Source organism: Aeromonas mytilicola subsp. aquatica, assembly GCF_044336385.1.
GTDB classification, from domain to species: domain Bacteria; phylum Pseudomonadota; class Gammaproteobacteria; order Enterobacterales; family Aeromonadaceae; genus Aeromonas; species Aeromonas rivipollensis.
On the sequence record NZ_CP172298.1, the window covers coordinates 3,693,982 to 3,713,895 of the forward strand.

At 62.4% G+C, this 19,914-nt stretch carries 16 protein-coding genes and 9 tRNA genes; 13 read left to right on the forward strand and 12 right to left on the reverse strand.

Annotation, left to right across the window (positions count from 1 at the left end; translation table 11 throughout):
* Positions 1 to 106: 106 nt before the first annotated feature.
* Positions 107 to 1,522 carry a glutamate--tRNA ligase gene (gene gltX, locus ACFWHB_RS16890; RefSeq protein WP_395948901.1) on the reverse strand — a complete coding sequence of 472 codons (1,416 nt, stop codon included), beginning with the start codon at positions 1,520 to 1,522 and terminating at the stop codon, positions 107 to 109.
* A gap of 251 nt (positions 1,523 to 1,773) precedes the next feature.
* Between gltX and ACFWHB_RS16895 the strand changes: the two genes are divergently transcribed.
* The 3 genes from ACFWHB_RS16895 (at position 1,774) to ACFWHB_RS16905 (ending at position 5,125) form a co-directional block, all read left to right on the forward strand.
* Positions 1,774 to 3,876 (forward strand): methyl-accepting chemotaxis protein, encoded by a 2,103-nt coding sequence (locus tag ACFWHB_RS16895; protein ID WP_395948902.1) that lies wholly within the window; start codon positions 1,774 to 1,776, stop codon positions 3,874 to 3,876.
* A gap of 99 nt (positions 3,877 to 3,975) precedes the next feature.
* On the forward strand, positions 3,976 to 4,644 hold the full coding sequence (locus ACFWHB_RS16900) for a LysM-like peptidoglycan-binding domain-containing protein (RefSeq protein WP_395948903.1): 669 nt from the start codon (positions 3,976 to 3,978) through the stop codon (positions 4,642 to 4,644).
* Between the two features lie 271 nt (positions 4,645 to 4,915).
* The gene (locus ACFWHB_RS16905) at positions 4,916 to 5,125 is read left to right on the forward strand and encodes a cold-shock protein (protein WP_005327092.1); all 210 of its coding nucleotides are present in this window, start codon (positions 4,916 to 4,918) and stop codon (positions 5,123 to 5,125) included.
* 407 nt (positions 5,126 to 5,532) lie between these two features.
* Here ACFWHB_RS16905 and ACFWHB_RS16910 read toward each other — a convergent pair.
* From ACFWHB_RS16910 to orn, 8 genes are all read right to left on the reverse strand, one after another.
* Positions 5,533 to 5,608, reverse strand: a tRNA-Gly gene (locus tag ACFWHB_RS16910).
* A gap of 24 nt (positions 5,609 to 5,632) precedes the next feature.
* Positions 5,633 to 5,708 (reverse strand) — tRNA-Gly (locus ACFWHB_RS16915).
* Positions 5,709 to 5,746: 38 nt separating this feature from the next.
* Positions 5,747 to 5,822: transfer RNA gene (locus tag ACFWHB_RS16920), tRNA-Gly, on the reverse strand.
* A gap of 25 nt (positions 5,823 to 5,847) precedes the next feature.
* Positions 5,848 to 5,923: transfer RNA gene (locus ACFWHB_RS16925), tRNA-Gly, on the reverse strand.
* A 38-nt stretch (positions 5,924 to 5,961) separates the two neighbouring features.
* Positions 5,962 to 6,037, reverse strand: a tRNA-Gly gene (locus ACFWHB_RS16930).
* A gap of 31 nt (positions 6,038 to 6,068) precedes the next feature.
* Positions 6,069 to 6,144, reverse strand: a tRNA-Gly gene (locus ACFWHB_RS16935).
* A 36-nt stretch (positions 6,145 to 6,180) separates the two neighbouring features.
* A tRNA-Gly gene (locus tag ACFWHB_RS16940) sits at positions 6,181 to 6,256 on the reverse strand.
* A gap of 177 nt (positions 6,257 to 6,433) precedes the next feature.
* Positions 6,434 to 6,979, reverse strand: a complete 546-nt coding sequence (gene orn / locus ACFWHB_RS16945; protein ID WP_111912002.1) for an oligoribonuclease — start codon at positions 6,977 to 6,979, stop codon at positions 6,434 to 6,436.
* A 91-nt stretch (positions 6,980 to 7,070) separates the two neighbouring features.
* Between orn and rsgA the strand changes: the two genes are divergently transcribed.
* From rsgA to ACFWHB_RS16970, 5 genes are read left to right on the forward strand one after another with little or no spacing between them, the layout of a single operon-like run.
* Positions 7,071 to 8,105 (forward strand): small ribosomal subunit biogenesis GTPase RsgA, encoded by a 1,035-nt coding sequence (gene rsgA, locus ACFWHB_RS16950; RefSeq protein WP_205648351.1) that lies wholly within the window; start codon positions 7,071 to 7,073, stop codon positions 8,103 to 8,105.
* Positions 8,106 to 8,147: 42 nt separating this feature from the next.
* Positions 8,148 to 9,020 (forward strand): archaetidylserine decarboxylase, encoded by an 873-nt coding sequence (asd, locus tag ACFWHB_RS16955; RefSeq protein WP_106888021.1) that lies wholly within the window; start codon positions 8,148 to 8,150, stop codon positions 9,018 to 9,020.
* Positions 9,017 to 9,289, forward strand: a complete 273-nt coding sequence (locus ACFWHB_RS16960) for a VF530 family DNA-binding protein (protein ID WP_111911998.1) — start codon at positions 9,017 to 9,019, stop codon at positions 9,287 to 9,289. Before asd ends, ACFWHB_RS16960 begins: the two co-directional genes overlap by 4 nt.
* Positions 9,279 to 9,542 (forward strand): DUF2960 domain-containing protein, encoded by a 264-nt coding sequence (locus ACFWHB_RS16965; protein ID WP_005327324.1) that lies wholly within the window; start codon positions 9,279 to 9,281, stop codon positions 9,540 to 9,542. Before ACFWHB_RS16960 ends, ACFWHB_RS16965 begins: the two co-directional genes overlap by 11 nt.
* A gap of 2 nt (positions 9,543 to 9,544) precedes the next feature.
* Entirely contained in the window at positions 9,545 to 9,943 is a 399-nt protein-coding gene (locus tag ACFWHB_RS16970) for a hypothetical protein (RefSeq protein ID WP_395948904.1), read from the forward strand.
* A gap of 149 nt (positions 9,944 to 10,092) precedes the next feature.
* Here ACFWHB_RS16970 and ACFWHB_RS16975 read toward each other — a convergent pair whose 3' ends face one another.
* Positions 10,093 to 10,587: a hypothetical protein gene (locus tag ACFWHB_RS16975; RefSeq protein WP_106887711.1), complete on the reverse strand. Its 495-nt coding sequence runs from the start codon at positions 10,585 to 10,587 to the stop codon at positions 10,093 to 10,095.
* 166 nt (positions 10,588 to 10,753) lie between these two features.
* Here ACFWHB_RS16975 and ACFWHB_RS16980 point away from each other — a divergent pair, with 166 nt between their 5' ends.
* The gene (locus ACFWHB_RS16980; protein ID WP_139746184.1) at positions 10,754 to 12,724 is read left to right on the forward strand and encodes a putative bifunctional diguanylate cyclase/phosphodiesterase; all 1,971 of its coding nucleotides are present in this window, start codon (positions 10,754 to 10,756) and stop codon (positions 12,722 to 12,724) included.
* A gap of 190 nt (positions 12,725 to 12,914) precedes the next feature.
* Here the strand turns inward: ACFWHB_RS16980 and rraB are convergent, their stop codons facing one another.
* Positions 12,915 to 13,250: a ribonuclease E inhibitor RraB gene (gene rraB, locus ACFWHB_RS16985; RefSeq protein WP_106887713.1), complete on the reverse strand. Its 336-nt coding sequence runs from the start codon at positions 13,248 to 13,250 to the stop codon at positions 12,915 to 12,917.
* Between the two features lie 627 nt (positions 13,251 to 13,877).
* Between rraB and ACFWHB_RS16990 the strand changes: the two genes are divergently transcribed.
* Together ACFWHB_RS16990 and ACFWHB_RS16995 are read left to right on the forward strand one after the other, a co-directional pair.
* Positions 13,878 to 13,953: transfer RNA gene (locus ACFWHB_RS16990), tRNA-Phe, on the forward strand.
* A 5-nt stretch (positions 13,954 to 13,958) separates the two neighbouring features.
* Positions 13,959 to 14,034 (forward strand) — tRNA-Asn (locus ACFWHB_RS16995).
* 64 nt (positions 14,035 to 14,098) lie between these two features.
* On the opposite strand, the gene ACFWHB_RS17000 is transcribed toward ACFWHB_RS16995, so the two are convergent.
* A complete protein-coding gene (locus ACFWHB_RS17000; protein WP_080675078.1) occupies positions 14,099 to 14,320 on the reverse strand; it encodes a hypothetical protein in 222 nt (73 codons plus the stop codon).
* 522 nt (positions 14,321 to 14,842) lie between these two features.
* Between ACFWHB_RS17000 and ACFWHB_RS17005 the strand changes: the two genes are divergently transcribed.
* Together ACFWHB_RS17005 and ACFWHB_RS17010 are read left to right on the forward strand one after the other, a co-directional pair.
* The gene (locus ACFWHB_RS17005; RefSeq protein ID WP_395948905.1) at positions 14,843 to 16,120 is read left to right on the forward strand and encodes an alpha/beta hydrolase; all 1,278 of its coding nucleotides are present in this window, start codon (positions 14,843 to 14,845) and stop codon (positions 16,118 to 16,120) included.
* A gap of 99 nt (positions 16,121 to 16,219) precedes the next feature.
* A complete protein-coding gene (locus tag ACFWHB_RS17010) occupies positions 16,220 to 19,783 on the forward strand; it encodes an ATP-binding cassette domain-containing protein (protein ID WP_395948906.1) in 3,564 nt (1,187 codons plus the stop codon).
* Positions 19,784 to 19,914 lie beyond the last annotated feature (131 nt).

Here is a 19,914-nt window from a genome sequence, read left to right on the forward strand (position 1 = left end):
CTTCGATATAGGCCAGGGCGCGGTCGATGCGAGCGAGCACCCGCTCCTTGCCCACCAGCGCCATCACGGCGTCGGCGATGCCAGGGGAGATTGGCCCAGACCGGTATTACTCGGCTGCCATACGCGCTTCGATATAGGCCAGGGCGTGATCGATGCGGGCGAGCACCCGCTCCTTGCCCACCAGCGCCATCACGGCGTCTATGGCCGGGGATTGACCCAGACCGGTGACGGCGACGCGCAGCGGCATGCCGACCTTGCCCATGCCCTGACCCAGCTCGGCGGCGGTGGCTTCAATCAGCTCGTGCAGCGCTTCCGTGGTCCAGGTGTCCAGCGCCGCCAGCTTGGCCTTGGCCAGTGCCAGCGGCTCGGCAGCCACGCCGCGCAGGTGCTTCTTGGCAGCCGCTTCGTCAATGGCCTCGTACTCTTCGAACAGATAGCGGCTCTGGGCGGCCATCTCTACCAGGGTATTGCAGCGCTCGGCCAGCAGGGTGACCACAGCTGGCAACGCCGGGCCCTTGCTGGTGTCGATGTTCTGGGCGGCCATGTGCCACTCCAGGTGCTTGGCAACATAGGCCGGATCCAGGCTGCGCATGTAGTGGTTGTTCAGCCACAACAGCTTGTCGGTGTTGAAGGCGGAGGCAGACTTGGAGATGGCATCCAGGCTGAACAGCTTGATCATCTCGTCCAGGGTGAAGATCTCCTGATCGCCGTGGGACCAGCCCAGACGCACCAGATAGTTCAGCAGGGCTTCCGGCAGGTAGCCGTCGTCGCGGTACTGCATCACGGAGACAGCGCCGTGGCGCTTGGAGAGCTTGGCGCCGTCGTCGCCCAGGATCATGGAGACGTGGGCAAACTCCGGCACGGGCGCATTCAGTGCCTTGTAGATGTTGATCTGGCGCGGGGTGTTGTTGATGTGGTCTTCGCCACGCACCACGTGGGTGATCTCCATGTCCCAGTCATCGACCACCACGCAGAAGTTGTAGGTCGGCGCGCCGTCGGTGCGGCGGATGATCAGATCGTCGAGCTCGGTGTTGGCGAACTCGATGCGGCCACGGACGTGGTCATCGAACACCACAGAGCCTTCGGTGGGGTTGCGGAAGCGGATCACGTGGGGTGCATCGGCCGGGTGATCGTGGGCGGCATCCCGGCACTTGCCGTCATAGCGGGGCTTCTCGCCACTCGCCATCTGGCCTTCGCGCAGCGCCTCCAGGCGCTCCTTGGAGCAGAAGCACTTGTAGGCACGGCCATCGGCCAGCATCTCGTCGATGATGCCGTTGTAGCGATCGAAGCGCTTGGTCTGGTAGTAGGGGCCCTCATCCCAGTTCAGCTCCAGCCATTCCATGCCCTCAATGATGGCGTCGATCGCCTCCTGAGTGGAACGTTCCAGGTCGGTATCCTCGATACGCAGCACGAACTCGCCGCCCTGGCTCTTTGCGAACAACCAGGAATAGAGTGCGGTACGGGCACCGCCGACATGCAAGAAGCCGGTCGGGCTGGGAGCAAAACGGGTTTTGACTTTCATCTTTAAGCCTTGTGTAGAGGGCCTTGGGCCAATGCGTTAGAAAAAACCGTCGCATTTTAGCACTCAGAATCACGGATGGGAAAACCATGCAATAGCCGGGGCCTAAACAGGTCTTGATTCGGCCGGGGCGCCGTTCTTTGAGAGGGATCGCAAAACCTCCCCTCATTTTCAGCTTTGCTGATCAACATTGCTGGAGGAATCTCCCGTCATGCCGATAATTCATACAACTTTCTACTCACAAGGAACACGAGATGCAGTTTCGCTCTATCCAGAATCGCATCCTGGTACTGGCGGGGGTCGCCATGACCACGGCCCTGGTCATCCTGATCCTGCTCAACCAATACTCGAGCAAGCAGACCCAGCAACTGACCATCAGTTCCAGTCGCGCGGCCCTGCAGCAGGAGGCGTGGCAGAAGGTGAGTGCCAACGCCCGCGCCGAGGCCGCCACCATCACCCAGTTGCTGCAAAAGGGGCTCTCCTATACCCAGCAGATGGCCAGCGTCTTCGCCCTGCAGCAGGAGGGCAAGCTGCCGCTGGATCGCCAGCAGGCCACGGACCTGCTCAAGGCGCAGCTCGGCCTGGAGCCGCAACTCTATGGTGCCTTCGCGGGCTTCGAGCCGAACGGCTTCGATGGCCAGGACAGCGCCTTCGCAGGCCAGAGCGCCCTTGGCAGCGATGACAAGGGGCGCTTCGTCCCCTACTTCTATCGCGACAAGGAGAACATTGGCTCGGATCTGCTGCTCTCCATCGAGAAGAGCGACGCGGACGAATTCGGCAATCCGGCCAACGACTACTACGCCTGCCCGAAACGGGAGGGGCGCTCCTGCCTCATCGATCCCTTCAAGGTGGACATCAACGGCCAGCAGGTGCTGGTGAGCACCATCACCACCCCCATACTGGTGGGCGGTCAGTTCAAGGGTATTGCCGCGCTGGATCTGGCGGTGGACTCCATCAGCCGCCAGGCCCAGTCCCTCAACAGCAACATCTATGACGGCAAGGGAGAGACCCTGATCGTCAGCTCCGCCGGCGTCATCACAGGCACCAGCGGGGACGCCAGCCTGCTCGGCAGCCGCGCCGACAAGCTGCTGGGCGACGGCTGGCAGCAATACCTCAAACCCGAGCTGCAACGCCAGGAGCTCGACGAGGCGTTTCGCATCTCTGTGCCCATCGCGGTGCCGGGCATGGCCCGCAACTGGGCCATCATAGTCACCCTGCCCTACCAGGTGGTGCTGGCGGGGGCCGACGAGCTGGAGAGCCAGCTCACCGAGATGAACCGGGCCGCCATGACCCAGCAGCTCATCGGTGCCCTCATCGTACTGGTGCTGGCCCTGGCCACCATGCTGGCGATAGCACGCAGCATCACGGGCCCCATCCGCCAGATGGTCAGCCTGGTGGATGACATCGCCGATGGCGAGGGGGATCTCACCAAGCGCCTGAACACTCGTGCCCAGGACGAGCTGGGGGCACTGGCCCGCGGCATCAACCGCTTCATCGACAAGTTGCAGGTGCTGCTCGGGGACGTGCAGAAAACCGCGAGCGAGGTCCATCGCCACGCAGGAGATACCGACCGCATCGCCGGCCAGACCGACAGCAACCTACAGCATCACCAAGCGGAGATGGAACAGATGCTGACCGCGGTGCAGGAGATGTCCTATGTCAGTCAGGAGGTGGCCACCCACGCCAACAACACCGCCGACTCGGCCAAGCAGGCGCAGGGGGCGGCGGATCAGGGCAAGGTGCGCTTCCAGCAGGTGATCCAGTCCATGCACAAGGTGGCGGCCGAGGCGGGCAAGGGAGCCGAGGTGGTAGAAGGGCTGGCCCACGACAGCGAGCAGATCACCAGCATACTCACCGTCATTCAGGGCATCGCCGATCAGACCAACCTGCTGGCGCTGAACGCCGCCATCGAGGCGGCCCGGGCTGGCGAGCAGGGGCGCGGCTTTGCGGTGGTGGCCGACGAGGTGCGCAAGCTGGCGGGCAACACCCAGCAGGCGGTGCAGAACACCCAGGAGCTGATCGAGAAGATCCGCCACAGCTCGGCCAATGCGGTCAACGCCATCCAGCAGAGCCAGCAGCTGACCCATCAGGCCGTGGGCGAGGCCGATCTGGCGGAGGCGGCGCTGGACAGCATCTTCCAGGCCATCGCCACCATCAACGACATGACCTATCAGATAGCCTCCGCCGCCGAGGAGCAGAGCTCGGTTTCCGAGACAGTCTCAGGCAACCTGTCAAAAACCAACGCACTGGCCAACGACATAGCCCAGGATGCCACCAATACGGCGAAAGCCAGCCAGGCCTTGCGCCAGGCGGCCGAGCGTTTGCAGCAGTTGCTGGGGCAATTTCGTCTCAGCTGATAATTTTCATGCTCAGGGCTCTCCCCCTCGGGGGCGAGTCCGTTTACCATAGGCACTATATTTGCCTGATGGCAGGCAATGTAGTGAGAGGTAAATGCCGTGCCCACCCCGGACCGTCGCCCACGTGGCCATAACAGACGAGCCCAGCAGCGTCGCCAAGACGAATCACAAGGAACCCTGCTCCATCGTATCAATGCCGCAACCCTGCCCCTGCGTCAACGTCTTGGCCAGGGATTGAGCGGCCTTGGTCAGCGTAACAAGGAGCCGAAGGCGGCTTCATTCAAGCTGGCGAGCCCGCTGCCGCACAAGCACACCATAGGCCTGCTGGTGCTGGTGCCTCTCTGGCTGTTGCTGCTGGCCTGGGAACCCGCCCCCGCCGCCCCCAAGGCGGCGCCTTCCGGTTCGCTCGCCGTGCCGCTGGCCGTCCCGACCCAGGCGCTGACCGTGGGCAACGGGGCCGCAAGCAGTGCGCCGGCCGCGGCCAAACCTGTCGAGGAGAAAGTCGATGGCACCTGGCTGCAGCACGAGGTGCAGGCTGGCGAGACCCTCTACTCCATCTGGCGCAAGTTTGAACTGCCCGGGGCCGAGCTGAGCCGCCTGATCGCCATAGAGGGGCCGGACAGGCCGCTGACCCGGCTGCAATCGGGCAAGTCGGTGTTCATCCTGGTGGACACAAGCCGCCGCATCCAGCGAGTCGAGATCCGCTCCTTTGGTCAGGCAAACTACCGCTACGACCGACAGGGCGAAGGGTTCGCCCTCAAGGAGTGATGAAACGGGAGGCCATGGCCTCCCGTTTTTTTGACCAGAAGCATGAAACAAGCCGCTGACTTCCCAATACTTTTAGCTCGCTCAAAAAATGAAAAGTGCCAAATTGACAAGGGATCGGGCTCCAGTACAATCGGTTGTGCTTTAGACAGGGATTGTACTGCATGCCACTGGAACACATCGACGTAGTCAGTCATGGGTAGGCCCCTGCATTCTAGGCAAATGCTGCCCAACAAGGCGTTAGTTTCATTTTGTTATAGATAGGACTTACCACATGTCTGACATTCGCACCGGCCAAGTAAAATGGTTCAACGAAACCAAGGGTTTTGGCTTCATCGAGCAATCCCAGGGACCGGACGTTTTCGTTCACTTCTCCTCCATCCAGAGCACAGGTTTCAAGACCCTGGCTGAAGGTCAAAAAGTCCAGTTCACCGTGACCCAGGGCAAGAAAGGCCCGCAGGCTGAGAACGTGACTCTGCTCTAAGCCGCACCCGTGAACTCGCAGGAGGAGCCAAGGCCCCTCCTATTTTTTTGCCTGCCATTCCCCGCCCCGTATCAGGCGAGCTCTTCGCCGCCCTGACCTGCCTCTCCCCTCTCCCAAGCCGCCTACGCTCAGCTGCCGCCGCCATAGTCCATGGACCGGGGGCAATGACGGGAAACCGGCACAGGTGCTGACAAGCGGATATGGCAAAGCATCGCGGCGCGATACGGAATCTATTCGAATGGGGATAAGAAAAAGAATGAACGACTAGGACTACGAAGAGAGATTGGAGCGGGAAACGAGACTCGAACTCGCGACCCCAGCCTTGGCAAGGCGCGGATCATGCTCTGCCAACTGAATGTGGCGATGAGTGTATTGAAATATTGGATTCATGAACTTCGAGGAGAGATTGGAGCGGGAAACGAGACTCGAACTCGCGACCCCGACCTTGGCAAGGTCGTGCTCTACCAACTGAGCTATTCCCGCAACAGGATGTCTTCTGCAAGTGATTGGAGCGGGAAACGAGACTCGAACTCGCGACCCCGACCTTGGCAAGGTCGTGCTCTACCAACTGAGCTATTCCCGCATCGGAATAATCATCTGCAGTAGCTTGCTAATACGTATTGGAGCGGGAAACGAGACTCGAACTCGCGACCCCGACCTTGGCAAGGTCGTGCTCTACCAACTGAGCTATTCCCGCAACAGGATGTCTTCTGCAAGTGATTTGGAGCGGGAAACGAGACTCGAACTCGCGACCCCGACCTTGGCAAGGTCGTGCTCTACCAACTGAGCTATTCCCGCATCGGAATAATCATCTGCAGTAGCTTACTAATACGTATTGGAGCGGGAAACGAGACTCGAACTCGCGACCCCGACCTTGGCAAGGTCGTGCTCTACCAACTGAGCTATTCCCGCAACATAGATTGTCTTGAGGCTGACTGATGATTGGAGCGGGAAACGAGACTCGAACTCGCGACCCCGACCTTGGCAAGGTCGTGCTCTACCAACTGAGCTATTCCCGCATCGGGCTGGATTGAACCAGTGTCATCATCAGATTTTGGAGCGGGAAACGAGACTCGAACTCGCGACCCCGACCTTGGCAAGGTCGTGCTCTACCAACTGAGCTATTCCCGCAACTGCCTTAAAACGGCCGTACAGCATTTGGTTGCTTGCGCTACTGTACGGGAGCCGAATTATAAGAGCAGTCATTCCAATTGCAAGGGCTTTTTTGTCACTGTGCAGCCGTTCGCTCAAAAGCTGGCCGAACTGCCGATTTTAGCAACCGAGCGACGGCAACCCCTTGCCGGGGACTCAGATTTTGAAGACGTGGCTGCGGTAGAACTGCAGTTCGGCGATGGACTCGCGGATGTCGTCCAGCGCCTGATGAGAACCGCTCTTGGTGAACTGATCCAGCAGCTCCGGCTGCCAGCGGCGCACCAGCTCCTTGATGGTGCTGACGTCGACGTTGCGGTAGTGGAAGAAGGCTTCCAACTCGCCCATGTGTTTGACCATGAAGCGGCGATCCTGGCCTATGCTGTTGCCGCACAGGGGGCTGGTGCGCTCGGGCACCCACTGGCGAATGAAGTCGAGGGTCTCGGCCACGGCGCGGGCTTCGTCGTGCTCGCTCGCCTTGACCCGGGCGACCAGTCCGCTCTTGGTGTGGGTGTTGACGTTCCAGTCGTCCATCTTGGCCAGCTCTTCATCGCTCTGGTGAATGGCGATGACGGGCCCTTGTGCCAGCACGTTCAGATCCTTGTCGGTGATGATGGTGGCAATCTCCAGAACCACGTTCTCTTCGGGGTCGAGACCCGTCATCTCCATGTCGATCCATACCAGGTTCTGCGCGCTGACTGTCATGATTGCTCTCTCTATTGGGAGGAATGGCGGAATTTTGCCAATTTGCATGTATCATACTGGCTTTGGATCTGTTCATAAACTGGCGAATCGAGTGGCAAAGAAAGCAAAACTCAATCTGGGTCAACAGAGGCGCGTTCAGGCCAACCGCGAGCGGCGGCTGCAAAAAGATCACACCACAGTGGTGGATGACACCCTGTTCGGCCCGGCCATCGAAGGGGTGGTGATCAGCCGCTTCGGCCAGCACGCGGACGTGGAAGCCGTCGACGGCACCATACACCGCAGCAACCTGCGTCGCAGCAGCATCAACAGCCTGGTGTGCGGTGACAAGGTGGTCTGGCGTCCCGGCCTCAATGCCGCGACCGCCGGGGTCATCGAGGCGGTGCATCCCCGTCACTCCGTGCTGACCCGGCCGGACTTCTACGACGGGGTCAAACCCATCGCCGCCAATATCGACCAGATAGTCATCGTCTCGGCGGTGATGCCCGAGTTCTCCACCAACATAGTCGACCGCTATCTGGTGGCCGCCGAGGATGTGGAAATCGCCCCCCTCATCGTCCTGAACAAGGTCGACATGCTGGACGAGGCGGCCCGCACACGGGTCGAGGGACAGCTCGCCGCCTACCGCAAGCTCGGCTACCCGGTGATCCTGGTGAGCTGCGAGAGCGGCGAAGGGCTCGACCAGCTCAAGGCCGCACTGACCGACAAGATCAGCATCTTCGTCGGCCAGTCCGGGGTGGGCAAGTCGTCCCTGACCAACGCCCTGATGCCAGGGCTCGGCGTGCTCACCGGCGAGATCTCCGAAAACTCGGGGCTGGGCACCCATACCACCACCACGGCGCGGCTCTATCACTTCCCGAGCGGCGGCGATCTCATCGACTCCCCCGGGATCCGCGAGTTCGCCCTCTGGCACCTGGAAGCCGATCGCATCACCTGGTGTTTCGTGGAGTTTCGCGACTACCTCGGCAGTTGCAAGTTCCGCGACTGCACCCACAAGGACGATCCCGGCTGCGCCCTGCGGGCGGCGGTCAGCAGTGGCGCCATCAGCCCTGACCGCTTCCACAACTATCACCGCATCCTGGAAACCATGCAGGAAGCCCGCCACGGTCGGCAACAAGCCCGGCTGTGACCCAATCAACCTCCCTCTTTTTAGAAAGAGCAGATGAAGATCATGAGCATCACTGACAACCTGAAAATTGCCGGTCAATACTGCCTGCCCAAACACGCCCTCTCCCGCCTGGTCGGCAAGCTTGCCGCCGCCGAGGCTGGCAACCTCACTACCCGGGTGATCGAGGCCTTTATCAAGCAGTACGGCGTCGACATGAGCGAAGCGCTGCACGAAGATCCGGCCCACTATGCGAGCTTCAACGCCTTCTTCACCCGCGAGCTCAAGCCGGGGATCCGTCCGCTGGTCGAGGATGCCATGACCCTGGCCCTGCCGGTGGACGGCACCGTCAGCCAACTCGGTCCCATCCATCAGGGCCGCATCATCCAGGCCAAGGGCCACGACTACAGCGCCCGCGAGCTGCTGGGTGGCTTCGAGGATCTGGTGGCGCCGTTCAAGGATGGCGACTTTGCCACCATCTATCTGGCGCCCAAGGATTACCATCGCATCCACATGCCCCTGGACGGCGTGCTGGAGAGCATGGTGTTCGTGCCGGGGGATCTCTTCTCCGTCAACCCGCTCACCGCCGAAAACGTGCCCAACCTGTTCGCCCGCAACGAGCGGGTGGTCGCCACCTTCCGCACCCCCCACGGCCCCATGGCGCTGGTGCTGGTTGGCGCCACTATAGTCGCCAGCATCGAAACCATCTGGGCCGGCAACATAGCGCCGACCAAGCAGAAGGAAGTGGTGCGCTGGGATTACACCGGCGACGAGGCCATCACCTTGCAAAAAGGCGCCGAAATGGGTCTGTTCAAGCTCGGCAGCACAGTCGTCTGCCTGTTTGGCCCCGGCATGCTGGCCGGTTTCGAACCCCATCTGGCCAACGGCGTCACCACCCGCATGGGTCAGCCCTTTGCCAAGCTGGCGGATCAGGCATGAGTGACCAGTCCAAACCAGGCGCCTCGCAAAAAAACAATCCACTGCACGGACTGACCCTGGAGGCGATAGTCACCGCCCTGGTCGAGCACTACGGCTGGGAAGAGCTGGGGCAGCAGATCAACATCCGCTGCTTCACCGAGGATCCCAGCGTCAAGTCGAGCCTCAAGTTCCTGCGCAAGACCCCCTGGGCGCGAGAGAAGGTAGAGAGTCTCTATCTCTATGTTCAACGCAAACAGGCCAAACAGAAGGAAGACCCCAGTGGCGTTTAAGATTACCTACACCTACAAGAAGCAGGCCAAAGAGATAGGCTACGCCAACGACAAGTTCAACAGCATCTATGACGCCATTGCCGCGGCCGAGGGGCTGGATCTCTCCAGCTTCCACGCCATGGAGGCCCAGCTGGCCCAGGTGTGCCGCCGCGACAAGAAGAGCGTGAAGGACTACAGAGAGAACTACTTCAAGGAGCTGGGCTTCTCCAACGTCGTGATCGAACGGGACAATCTCGAAGACAAGCAGGAGTAAGCATGCGAACCCTGACTCTGATGGCCGCCTCCCTGCTGCTGGCGGCCTGCAGCACCCAGCCTCCCCAGCTGGTCGGCAACGATCAGGATGCCCACGGCTGCCGTGCCAGCGCCGGTTACCAGTGGTCCCCCCTGCTCGGCCAGTGCGTACGCCTGTTCGAGCAGGCGGTGCGCCTGCAATCCCTCGAGGCCAGCGAGACCGGCAGCGCCTTCGTGCTGTTCAACGCCGATCAGAGCAAGGCAGAGCTAACCCTGCCAAGCGGCGAGCTGATCCCCCTTGAGCGCCAGGGCGAGGAAGGAAGCTGGTCCTGGCAGGGAGGAGCCTACCAGCTCTTCCCCTGGAAGGGTTATGTGCTCAAGTCCGGCGAGCGGACGCTGTTTCACGGTGACAGCGCCCTCTAACGGCAACCGCCGCCAGTACGACAAAACCCCCGGCTCAGCCGGGGGTGTTGTTTTTGGCCCAGAGCCGGTTCGGGTTCAAGGCGCTCGCGACCCAAAACAAAAACCCCGTTGCAGGCAACGGGGTTTTCATGCGCTCCGGCAGGGCAGGATCAGTTGCCCAGGGTGGCGAACAGACTCTGCTCCAGGCTGCCGCGGGAGACGCAGACCGGCGTGATGGAGGGAGCCAGCACGCGCTCGCCGGAGGACTCGACGAAGTAGAGCTGGGTGTTGCCCTTGACGTTGACGGTCGCCACGCTGTTGTTGCCGCTCTGGGTGATGATCAGGTTGATCTGCAGATTGGGGTTGCCCAGTGCGACCTTGGAACCCATGGTGCCGCAATCCAGCCACTCCAGCCCCTCGGCCGCGTTTTCGACGTTGGCGGTCATCAGACCTGAGCCACGCTGGCTGTTTTCGATGTTCAGGCCGTGATCGCCAAACCACTTCTCGGCGCGGGCCCACACCAGATCCACCGGAATTGCCATCTCCTGGGTGTTGTTGGTCGCCTTGGCAACCGGCGGGGTATAGCGGTACTGCTCGCCACCATTGTTGTCACTGGCACAACCCACCATCAACAGGGCCAGGGCGCCCCCCATTATCTTCTTCATGCTGCTTCTCTCGTCCATAAGGCCATAGGCCAACCGGCGGCTATTATGGCGATCACGACACAGACTGTCAGCAGGGATCCACATAAATGGCGGATTCTTAACCCACGCTTTACAAAACTGGCCTGTTATCATAGATTTGCTCGAAGTCTCCTCCGTGAGTGCTCACGTGAATTCTTCGCTCTCCCTGGCGCTGCTGCAGCAGATCATCGACCAGTTACCCATGAATATCTTCTGCCGGGATACGGCCGGACGGTACCTGTTTGCCAACAAGGCTTTCGCCCGGGAGGCCGGGCTGTCACAGCCGGGCGACCTCATCGGCAAGACGGACGCCGAAATGCCCTGGGGCGATCTGTTCCGCGAGGAAGACGGGCGCCTGCTGGCCGAAGGCAAACCCCTGCTGCACCAGCAATTGCACTGCCACGGCGGGGCCGGCGCCAACTGGATGGAGATCCACAAGGTGCCGCTCTATGACGAGCAGGGTGACCCCCTCGCCCTCTTCGCCATGGTCAGCGCCATCGACCAGCGCAAGGAGCTGGAGCAGACCTTCCGCCAGCAGCAGCTGCTGCAACGCCGCCTGCTGGATGCCATCCCTGACCTCATTCGCCTCGAAGATCACCAGGGCGTGCTCATCGACTGCAATCAGGCCTTCCTCGACTTCATGGGACTGTCGGCAAGCGACGCCCTGGGTCGGCGAGTACCGCCCCGCCTGCCCGTCGAACAGACCCTGGGACAGGGGGAGTATTGCGTGGTGGATGCCCAGGGCAAGGGCCGTCACCTGGAGGTCACCCGGGTCGAGGTGCCGGACGACGAGGGCAACTCCCTCGGCATTCTCACCCTGAGCCGTGACATCACAGGGCTGCGTACCACCCAGGCCCAGTTGCAACAGGAACAGCACTACGACAGCCTCACCGGCCTGCTCAAGCTCTCCCACTTCCTGCAAACCAGCCGCCACCTCGGCGCCCGCAAGGCCAGCCTGCTGCTGGTGGATCTGCAACATTTCCGCGAGATCAACGATCGCTTCGGCATCCGGGTCGCCGACCGCCTGCTCAGCCAGGTGGCGCGCCGCCTGCAACGGCTGGCGCCGCCCCAGTCCCTGCTCTGCCGGGTTGCCGCCGATGACTTCGCCCTGCTGCTGCCCGAACTCCCCCTCTCCCTGGATGAGTGGAGCCGCAACCTGCAACAGGAGCTGATGGCCCCCTACCAGGTCGAGGAGCACAGGATCCAGATCCCGGTGTTCCTCGGCATAGCCCACGGCAAGGCAAAGGAGGCCGAGCGCCTGCTGAGCCACGCTGAAGCCGCGCTGGCCCAGGGCAAGCGCCAGCAGCAGCACTGCACCCTGTTCGACCCCGAGCTGGACGCCAAGCTCAAGCGCCGTCAGCTCATCGCCGCCCAGCTGCCGCTGGCCATCAAGTCGGCCGAGCTGACCGCCGTCTACCAGCCCATCATCTGCACCCACAGCAACAGGCTGCACGGGGCCGAGCTGCTCTGCCGCTGGCCTCATCCGGAGTTCGGCATGATCTCCCCCGACGAGTTCATTCCGCTGGCGGAAGAGCTGGGCCTCATCGGCCAGCTCGGCCAGCTGATGCTGGAGCTGGGTTGTGCCCAGCTGGCACGCTGGCAGGTGGCGGCCCCGGATCTGGTGCTCTCCATCAACCTGTCACCGCTGCAGTTCCGCGATCCCGAACTCTGCCCGCAGATCTTCGACTGCATCGAGCGCCACGGGCTGGCCCCCTGGCAGCTGGAGCTGGAGATCACCGAAGGGGTGCTGATGGAGAATGCCGACGAGATAGAGAGCAACCTCGCCTGCCTCATCGAGGCGGGCTTCCAGCTAGCCATCGACGACTTCGGCACAGGTTACTGCTCCCTCGCCTACCTGCCGAGGCTGCAGGTGGCCACCCTCAAGCTCGACAGGAGCTTCACCCAGGGGCTGGCCAGCAACCAGGCCACCACCGCCATCGTCCGCTCCGTCATCGGGCTCGGCCATGAACTCGGCATCAGGATCACCGCCGAAGGGGTGGAAACCGTGGAGCAGCAGGCCTGGCTGGCACAGGCGGGCTGCGATCGCCTGCAGGGTTACCTGTTCAGCCGCCCCCTGCCCCCCGCCGAGTTTGCCCGCAACTACCAGTTGCCCGACTGACTCGCACACAGCAAAAAGGCCACCGAGGTGGCCTTTTTATTATCTGTCGAGGGCATGGGCAACATCTTCTCGATGCGCTGACGAGTACACCTTACTCCTGGAAGTAGGTGCCCCAGCCGTCGTAGTCCACGCCGTATTTTTCGAGGGAAAAACGGTCAGCATCTTCTCACCGGCAACCAGGAAGACACTCTTACTCCTGGAAGTAGGTGCCCCAGCCGTCGTAATCCACGCCGTATTTTTCGAGGATCGGCAGCATCTTCTCGATATCGGCCACTATGGTCTCGATATCCAGCTTGCACTCCACTGTGGCATCGAAGCAGAAGATGGTGGCACCGTCATCCAGCTCCATCTCCTCGGCATCTGTCACCTCGAAGCCGGCCTTGAACAGGTCCACCGCCGCCTTCTCCAGCAGATCGAAGTTCTGACAGGCAAAGTGGTGCTCAATCTCGTAGTCCAGACTCGGGTTGCTGCCATCGGCCAGCAGCTCGTTGACGATGGCGGTGGTCTCGTCGCGCCACTCTTGCATGTTGATACTCATATAAACCCCAGGCGGTATTGGATGGATGTCAGTCCCTGCTGGCAGGCACGCTGCGGCCGCGTTGGCCCGGGTCGCCGCCAGGGGGATGGTTGCGGCAAAGCATACCCGCAGAGCGCAACCGGCTCAATGCGGCGGACCAAGATAACTGCCTTGCCCGACCCCCGCCCAAATGGCGGTGTCCGCAAAAAGGTCAAAAAGTGCAATAACCCGCCTTTGACAGGCGCCACCACAGATACCGTCCCCCCCCAGCTCAAGGAAAACAAAATACATTGCAGGATCTTTGGGGATCAGTGTTTTCCACCATGGAGCTACTGATGACCAAGGGTCAGCCCGGGAGCATAAAAGAACTCGTTTGAATGACACACCGTCAGAAGCAAGGCCCCCGCTCATCGGCTCGCCCCTTGTGATTGGGCATCAGGTCATGGCCGTCATTGAGCCATGACGTTCGTTCAAGGGATCTGGCCTCCTTTACTCACGTTGCCCATGAACACAGCGCGACAGGGCGGGAAAAATGGGGGAAAGCAGGATCGATTGCTCGGTTATCGAGCGAACGGCACCGCATTATTCCCCCAGCGGTTGACACCTAGACGCAGAAAGGGTTTAATGCGCGCCGTTGCCCAGATAGCTCAGTCGGTAGAGCAGGGGATTGAAAATCCCCGTGTCGGCGGTTCGATTCCGTCTCTGGGCACCAATAATTCCTCCTTAGTTCAGTCGGTAGAACGGCGGACTGTTAATCCGTATGTCGCTGGTTCAAGTCCAGCAGGAGGAGCCAAATTCGAAAGGCCCGCTCATCTGAGCGGGCCTTTCTGCATCTCCCCTTCCCGAAATGTCATCCCCTAATAGCGATTCTCATCGCCGTGCCAGACATGTCCGGCAGAACATGCCCGGGCGACCTCGTGGCAAGGGTCATCGGCATGACTGCGGAAGAAATGCTGATCTTGTTGCAGCAGAAGCGAACTCATCGAGTGGCTGATACCGGCCAGAGCCTCGCCAGCGGTCAATCCTGCAACCCGGTGATCTGTGGCCAAATGAGCCAGTACTCTTTCACGACTATTCATGATCGCCTCCCTCTGTGGATCCCGTCGTAAATTGACCATAGCAGCAGGTATCTGACTACCGCAAACCCGCGCCAGCAAAGGGCTCCAGGCCGGTCCATCGCTGCCGGGAAAGGGGGGCAAATGAAAAGGCCCACCCTGCCGGATGGGCCTTTCATGACTGCTAGCCGCCGTTACAGGCCGCCAGCAACAGGGTCGCCCCGCAGGTGGCGCTGAAAACCAGCAACCCCGCCTGCAGCACGCCCTCAGGATCCGTCTCTTTTCTTCTCTTTCTGAACCTTATCCATCGCGGCTTCATCGAGCCCACCTCATCCTGTTGTGTCCAGCTCCCCTGCCCTCCTCGGCAGGCCGCTCATCTTGATCCCGGTTCAGTTCAAGGTCAATCGGTCCGCAACAATAAAGCGGCCGGGCACTTGGGAGAGGGCCTCGTCATAGGTCCGCTCATTATCGGGAAAACCGGCGTGACCCGTCTGCGAGCCAGGGCTATGATGAGGCCGACGATTTCCGATCCCAGGGAGACCCCAGATGAGCAGCCCCTTGCACTATGTGCTGGATGGCATCCATTGCGAGCCACACTTCTTTACCGTGCCCCTCGACCACCAGAAACCGGATGACGAGGAGGGCATCACCCTGTTTGGCCGCACTCTCTGTCGCCAGGACAGGCTGGACGATGAGCTGCCCTGGTTGCTCTATCTGCAGGGGGGGCCGGGCTTTGGCGCGCCGCGCCCGACCGCGAGCGGCGGCTGGATCAAGCGGGCCCTGCAGGAATTTCGGATACTGCTGCTCGATCAGCGCGGCACAGGCCACTCCACCCCCATCAGCGCCGAGGCGCTGGCAGGGCTCACCCCGGGGGAGCAGGCCGACTACCTCAGTCATTTTCGCGCCGACAGCATAGTGCGGGACGCCGAATACGTTCGCGATACCCTGAGCCCGGACCGGCCCTGGAGCCTGCTTGGCCAAAGCTTCGGCGGCTTTTGCAGCCTCACCTATCTCTCCCTGTTCCCGGACAGCCTGCACGAGGTCTACCTCACCGGCGGCGTGGCCCCCATAGGTCGCAGCGCAGACGAGGTCTACCGCGCCACCTATCAGCGGGTGGCGGACAAGAACCGCGCCTTCTTCGCCCGCTTCCCCCATGCCCAGGCCATCGCCAACCGGCTGGCGACTCACCTGCACCGCCACGATGTGCGCCTGCCCAACGGCCAGCGCCTGACGGTGGAGCAGTTGCAGCAGCAGGGGCTGGATCTCGGCGCCAGCGGCGCCTTCGAGGAGCTCTACTACCTGCTGGAGGATGCCTTCATCGGCGAGCGGATCAACCCCGCCTTCCTCTACAAGGTGCAGGCCATGCAACCGTTCAACACCAATCCGGTGTTCGCCATACTGCATGAATCCATCTATGCCGAAGGGGCCGCCAGCAACTGGGCGGCCGAGCGGGTCAGAGGGGAGTTTCCGGCCCTGGCCTGGGCGCCCGGCAAGGATTTCGCCTTCACCGGCGAGATGATCTTCCCCTGGATGTTCGAGCAGTTCCGCGAGCTGATGCCGCTCAAGGAGGCCGCCCACCTGCTGGCCCAAAAGGCCGATTGGGGCCCCCTCTACGACCAGGCGCAGCTGGCCCAGAACACAGTGCCAGTGGCCTGCGCCGTCTATGCCGAGGACATGTACGTGGAGTTCGACTACAGCCGCGACACCCTCAAGGGCCTTGGCAACAGCCGAGCCTGGATCACCAACGAGTACGAGCACAACGGCCTGAGAGTCGACGGTGAGCAGATCCTGGACAGACTCATCCGCTTGAACCGGGGCTGCTGATCCCCCGCGGGCGACGAACCCGCCATAAAAAGAATATCGAGGGCGGCCCATGAGCCGCCCCGCCCTGTCGGAAGCAACACAAAACAACAAGGACACCCTTTGGATCATCCGGAAATCTCGGCCGGCTGGCTGAGCCGCCTCTTCTATCACTGGACGGGCCCGCTGCAACGCAAGGGGCTGACCGAGCCCCAGGTCGGTCTCGACGATCTCTACCCCCTGCTGCCGGAAGACAGGCGCGACGAGCGGGCCGACGCCTTCCTCGCGCTCACCGCCGCTGCGCCGGTGCGCCCCTGGCCCATCATGGCCTTTATCTGGCGCCACTACCGCCGCCGCATCGGCCTGCTCACCCTGTTGCAGCTGATCGGCATGCTGGCCACCCTGGCCAGTCCCTGGCTGCTCAACCACAGCATGACCCAGCTCGGCACCGGGGCCAGCACAGGCCACAAGCTGCTGCTGGCCTTCGCCCTGTTTGCCTCTGTGCTCGCCGCCGGCATGCTGGCGGAGCACTCGTTGCAGCTGGCGCTCAAGATGCACGTCCCCATTCGCCGCCTGCTGGCCGAGTCCCTGCTCGCCAAGGTGATGAAGCTCGGCGGCAAGAGCTTCGACGACAGGGCCGGCGGCCGGGTACAGAACCTCATCAACCGGGACGTGTGGGACATTACTTGGATTCTGGCAGACCCCGCCATGCCGTTCACCATGGCGCTGCAACTGGCGGGCACCATAGCCCTGCTGGTGTGGCAGGTGGGCAGCGCCGGTCTGGTGGGCTTTGCGGTGCTCACCCTGCTGCTGCTGCTCTCCACCCGGGTGGTGCGCCGCATGAACCAGCAGGAGCAGCAGCTCAAGCGTCAGCAGGACGAGCGCAACGGCATACTGGCCGAATACATCAAGAAGCTGCGGCTGGTGCGCCAAAACGGTCTCGGCGCCTTCTTCACCCGGGCGGCCAACGCCAAGCGCCAGCAGGAGCTGGGGGTGCTGGGTCGGGTGCTCAAGCTCGATGCCATCAACAGCTTCCTGATGATGAGCACCCCGCTGCTGGTGACGCTCGCCACCTTCACCACCTATCTGGCCTCGGGCCAGAGCCTGACCCTGCCCCAGGTGTTCACTACCATAGCCCTGTTCGCCGTGCTGCGGATCCCCATGATGCGGCTGCCTTACCTCATCCGTACCCTGATCAACTTCAATACCGGCTTCAACCGGCTGTGCGAGTTTCTGAGCAGCCCGGAGCAGCACAGGGATCTCACCGACACCAGCCTGCCCGTCGGCAGCCTGGTGCTGGAAGAGGTCACCGCCCTGCACCAGCAAAAACCTGTACTGCAAGAGGTCAGCCTCAGCATACAACCGGGGGAGCTGGTGGGGATCACTGGGGCGACCGGGGCGGGCAAGAGCTGCCTGCTGCACCTGGTCGCCGGTTTTGACAACGGCTTTGAGGGGGCTATCCGTCGCAACGGCCGGGTGGCGCACCTCGGCCACAAACCCTGGCTGATGAACGACAGCATCCGCAACAACATACTGTTCGGCCAACCCTGGCACGAGGATCGCTACCAGTGGGTACTCGGTGCCTGCGCCCTCACCACGGATCTGGGGCTGCTGAGCCACGGGGAGCAGACGCTAGTGGGAGAGCTTGGCACCCGCCTCTCCGGTGGCCAGCAGCAGCGGGTCGCCCTGGCCCGCGCCCTCTATGCAGAGGCCGACATCCTGCTGCTGGACAACCCCTTGTCGGCGCTGGACCCCATGGTCTCGGCCCAGGTGCTGGAGCAGGGGCTCGCCTTCAAGCCGGGGCCGACCCGGCTGCTGGTGAGCCACGATCCGGACGTGCTGGCCCACTGCGATCGGGTGATCCGCATCGAGCAGGGCCGCCTGGTGGAGCTAGGCGCCCACCAGCTGGCGGATCTCATCCAGCACCCGCAACCCACCCCTCTGGTGGCGCCCCAGGAGGCGGAGCAGTTCAGCGAGGAGAAGGTGGTGGAGGGCAAGGTGGACTGGGGCCTGTTTGGCTTCATGTGGCAGCGCCTGGCCGCCCCAGGCGCCATCCTGATCGCCCTGCTGCTCACGCTAGGTCAGGAGGGGCTGCGCATCGCCTCGGATCTCTGGCTCGGCGGCAAGGCCGAGGTGAGCGATGTGAGTACCCTGCTCGGCATCTATGTGCTGCTGGGGGCGGGGTCGCTGGTCTGCATCATGGTGGTGCGGGTCATCAACTACAAACTCGGCCTCAAGCTGGCCTGGACCCTGTTCGACGGCATGCTGGGCCGCATCAGCCGCGCCCCCATGGCCTTCTTCGACAAGGTGCCCCAGGGGCGCATCCTCAACCGCTTCGATCGGGATCTTGGGGAGGCCCAGGAGGTGCTGCTCTCCATGCTGATGGGACTGTTCGGCATGCTGGTCTCTGTGCTGCTCCAGGTGGTGGTCATCGGCATCAACATCCCCCTGCTGCTGCTCATCGCCCCCCTGGTGGGCTGGGCGCTCTACGTGCTGCAACGACGCTACCGGGCGGTGCAGCTCAAGCTGCGGCGCCAGTCCTCGGTGCTGCGCTCGCCGCTCTATATCAGCATCAGCGAGACCATTCGCGGCGCCCCCGCCCTGCGCTTGGCCGGGGCAGAGCGCTTCGCCCTGGATCAGGTGCTGCATCACTATGACAACAACCTGCGCAGCTGGTACACCACCACCTCCATCAACCGCTGGCTTGGCATGCACCAGACCCTGCTCTCCGCCGCCCTGGTGGGAGCAGTGGCGCTGATGGTGGCCTTTGGCAACAGCCCGCTGCTGGGGGCCGTGGCCATCACCTACGCCTTCACCGCCTCGGCCATGCTCAACTCCCTGATCCGTACCTTCGCCGAAGTGGAGCAGGTGATGAACGCGGTGGAGCGGGTACGCGAATACAGCGAGATAGAGAGTGAGCGCCAGGAGGGAGAGGCCCTCGCCACCCCCCATCCGGCGGTGCGCTTCGACAACCTGGGGCTGCGCTACCCGGGCGCCAGCCAGTGGGCCCTGCACAGGGTCAACTTCGAGCTGGCTCCCGGCGAGAAGGTGGGGGTCTGCGGCCGCACCGGCGCGGGCAAGAGCTCGCTACTCGGGGTGCTGCAGGCCATGTATCCGGCCTCACAGGGAGAGATTTACTACAGCGATCAGCCGCTCTCTGCCCTGGCGCCGGAGGCGGTGCGCGATCTGTACGACACCGTCTCCCAGATCCCCCTCACCTTCTTCGGCACTCTGCGCGCCAATCTCGCCCCCCTGACCTGCCACGGCGACGAGGCGTTGGAGCTGGCGCTGAGTCGGGTGGGTCTGGCCGAGCGCTGCGCTGGCCGGCTGGACGAGGACCTCGACAGGCTGCAGCTCTCCGCCGGCGAGACCCAGCTGCTGGTCATCGCCCGCATCCTGCTGTCGCGCCGCCCCCTCATAGTGCTGGACGAAGCCACCTCGGATCTCAGCCACGGCGGCATGCGCAAGATGGCGGAGCTGCTCTATCGCTACCGGCCAGAGGCCAGCTACCTGGTGATCGCCCACCATCTGGAGCCGCTCTTGTCGGTGGACAAAGTCGTGGTGATGGAGGCCGGCACTGTGGTGGAACAGGGATCCCCGGTCAGCCTGCTGGCCAATCCGGGTTCCCGCTTCCACCAGCTGTTTGCCGGTCAGGTGAACCGCCAGGTAGGGGAGCTGACGGGCTAAGATCGGCGTTGCCTCGCCGACGTCAGAAGGGCTGCCCGCGGGCAGCCCTTGCTTTATCGGAAGCATCGCAAAAAGCAATTCTCATGTGGATACCAACCGAGCAGCAAAGCTGCTATAAAAAGAGCCCGAAA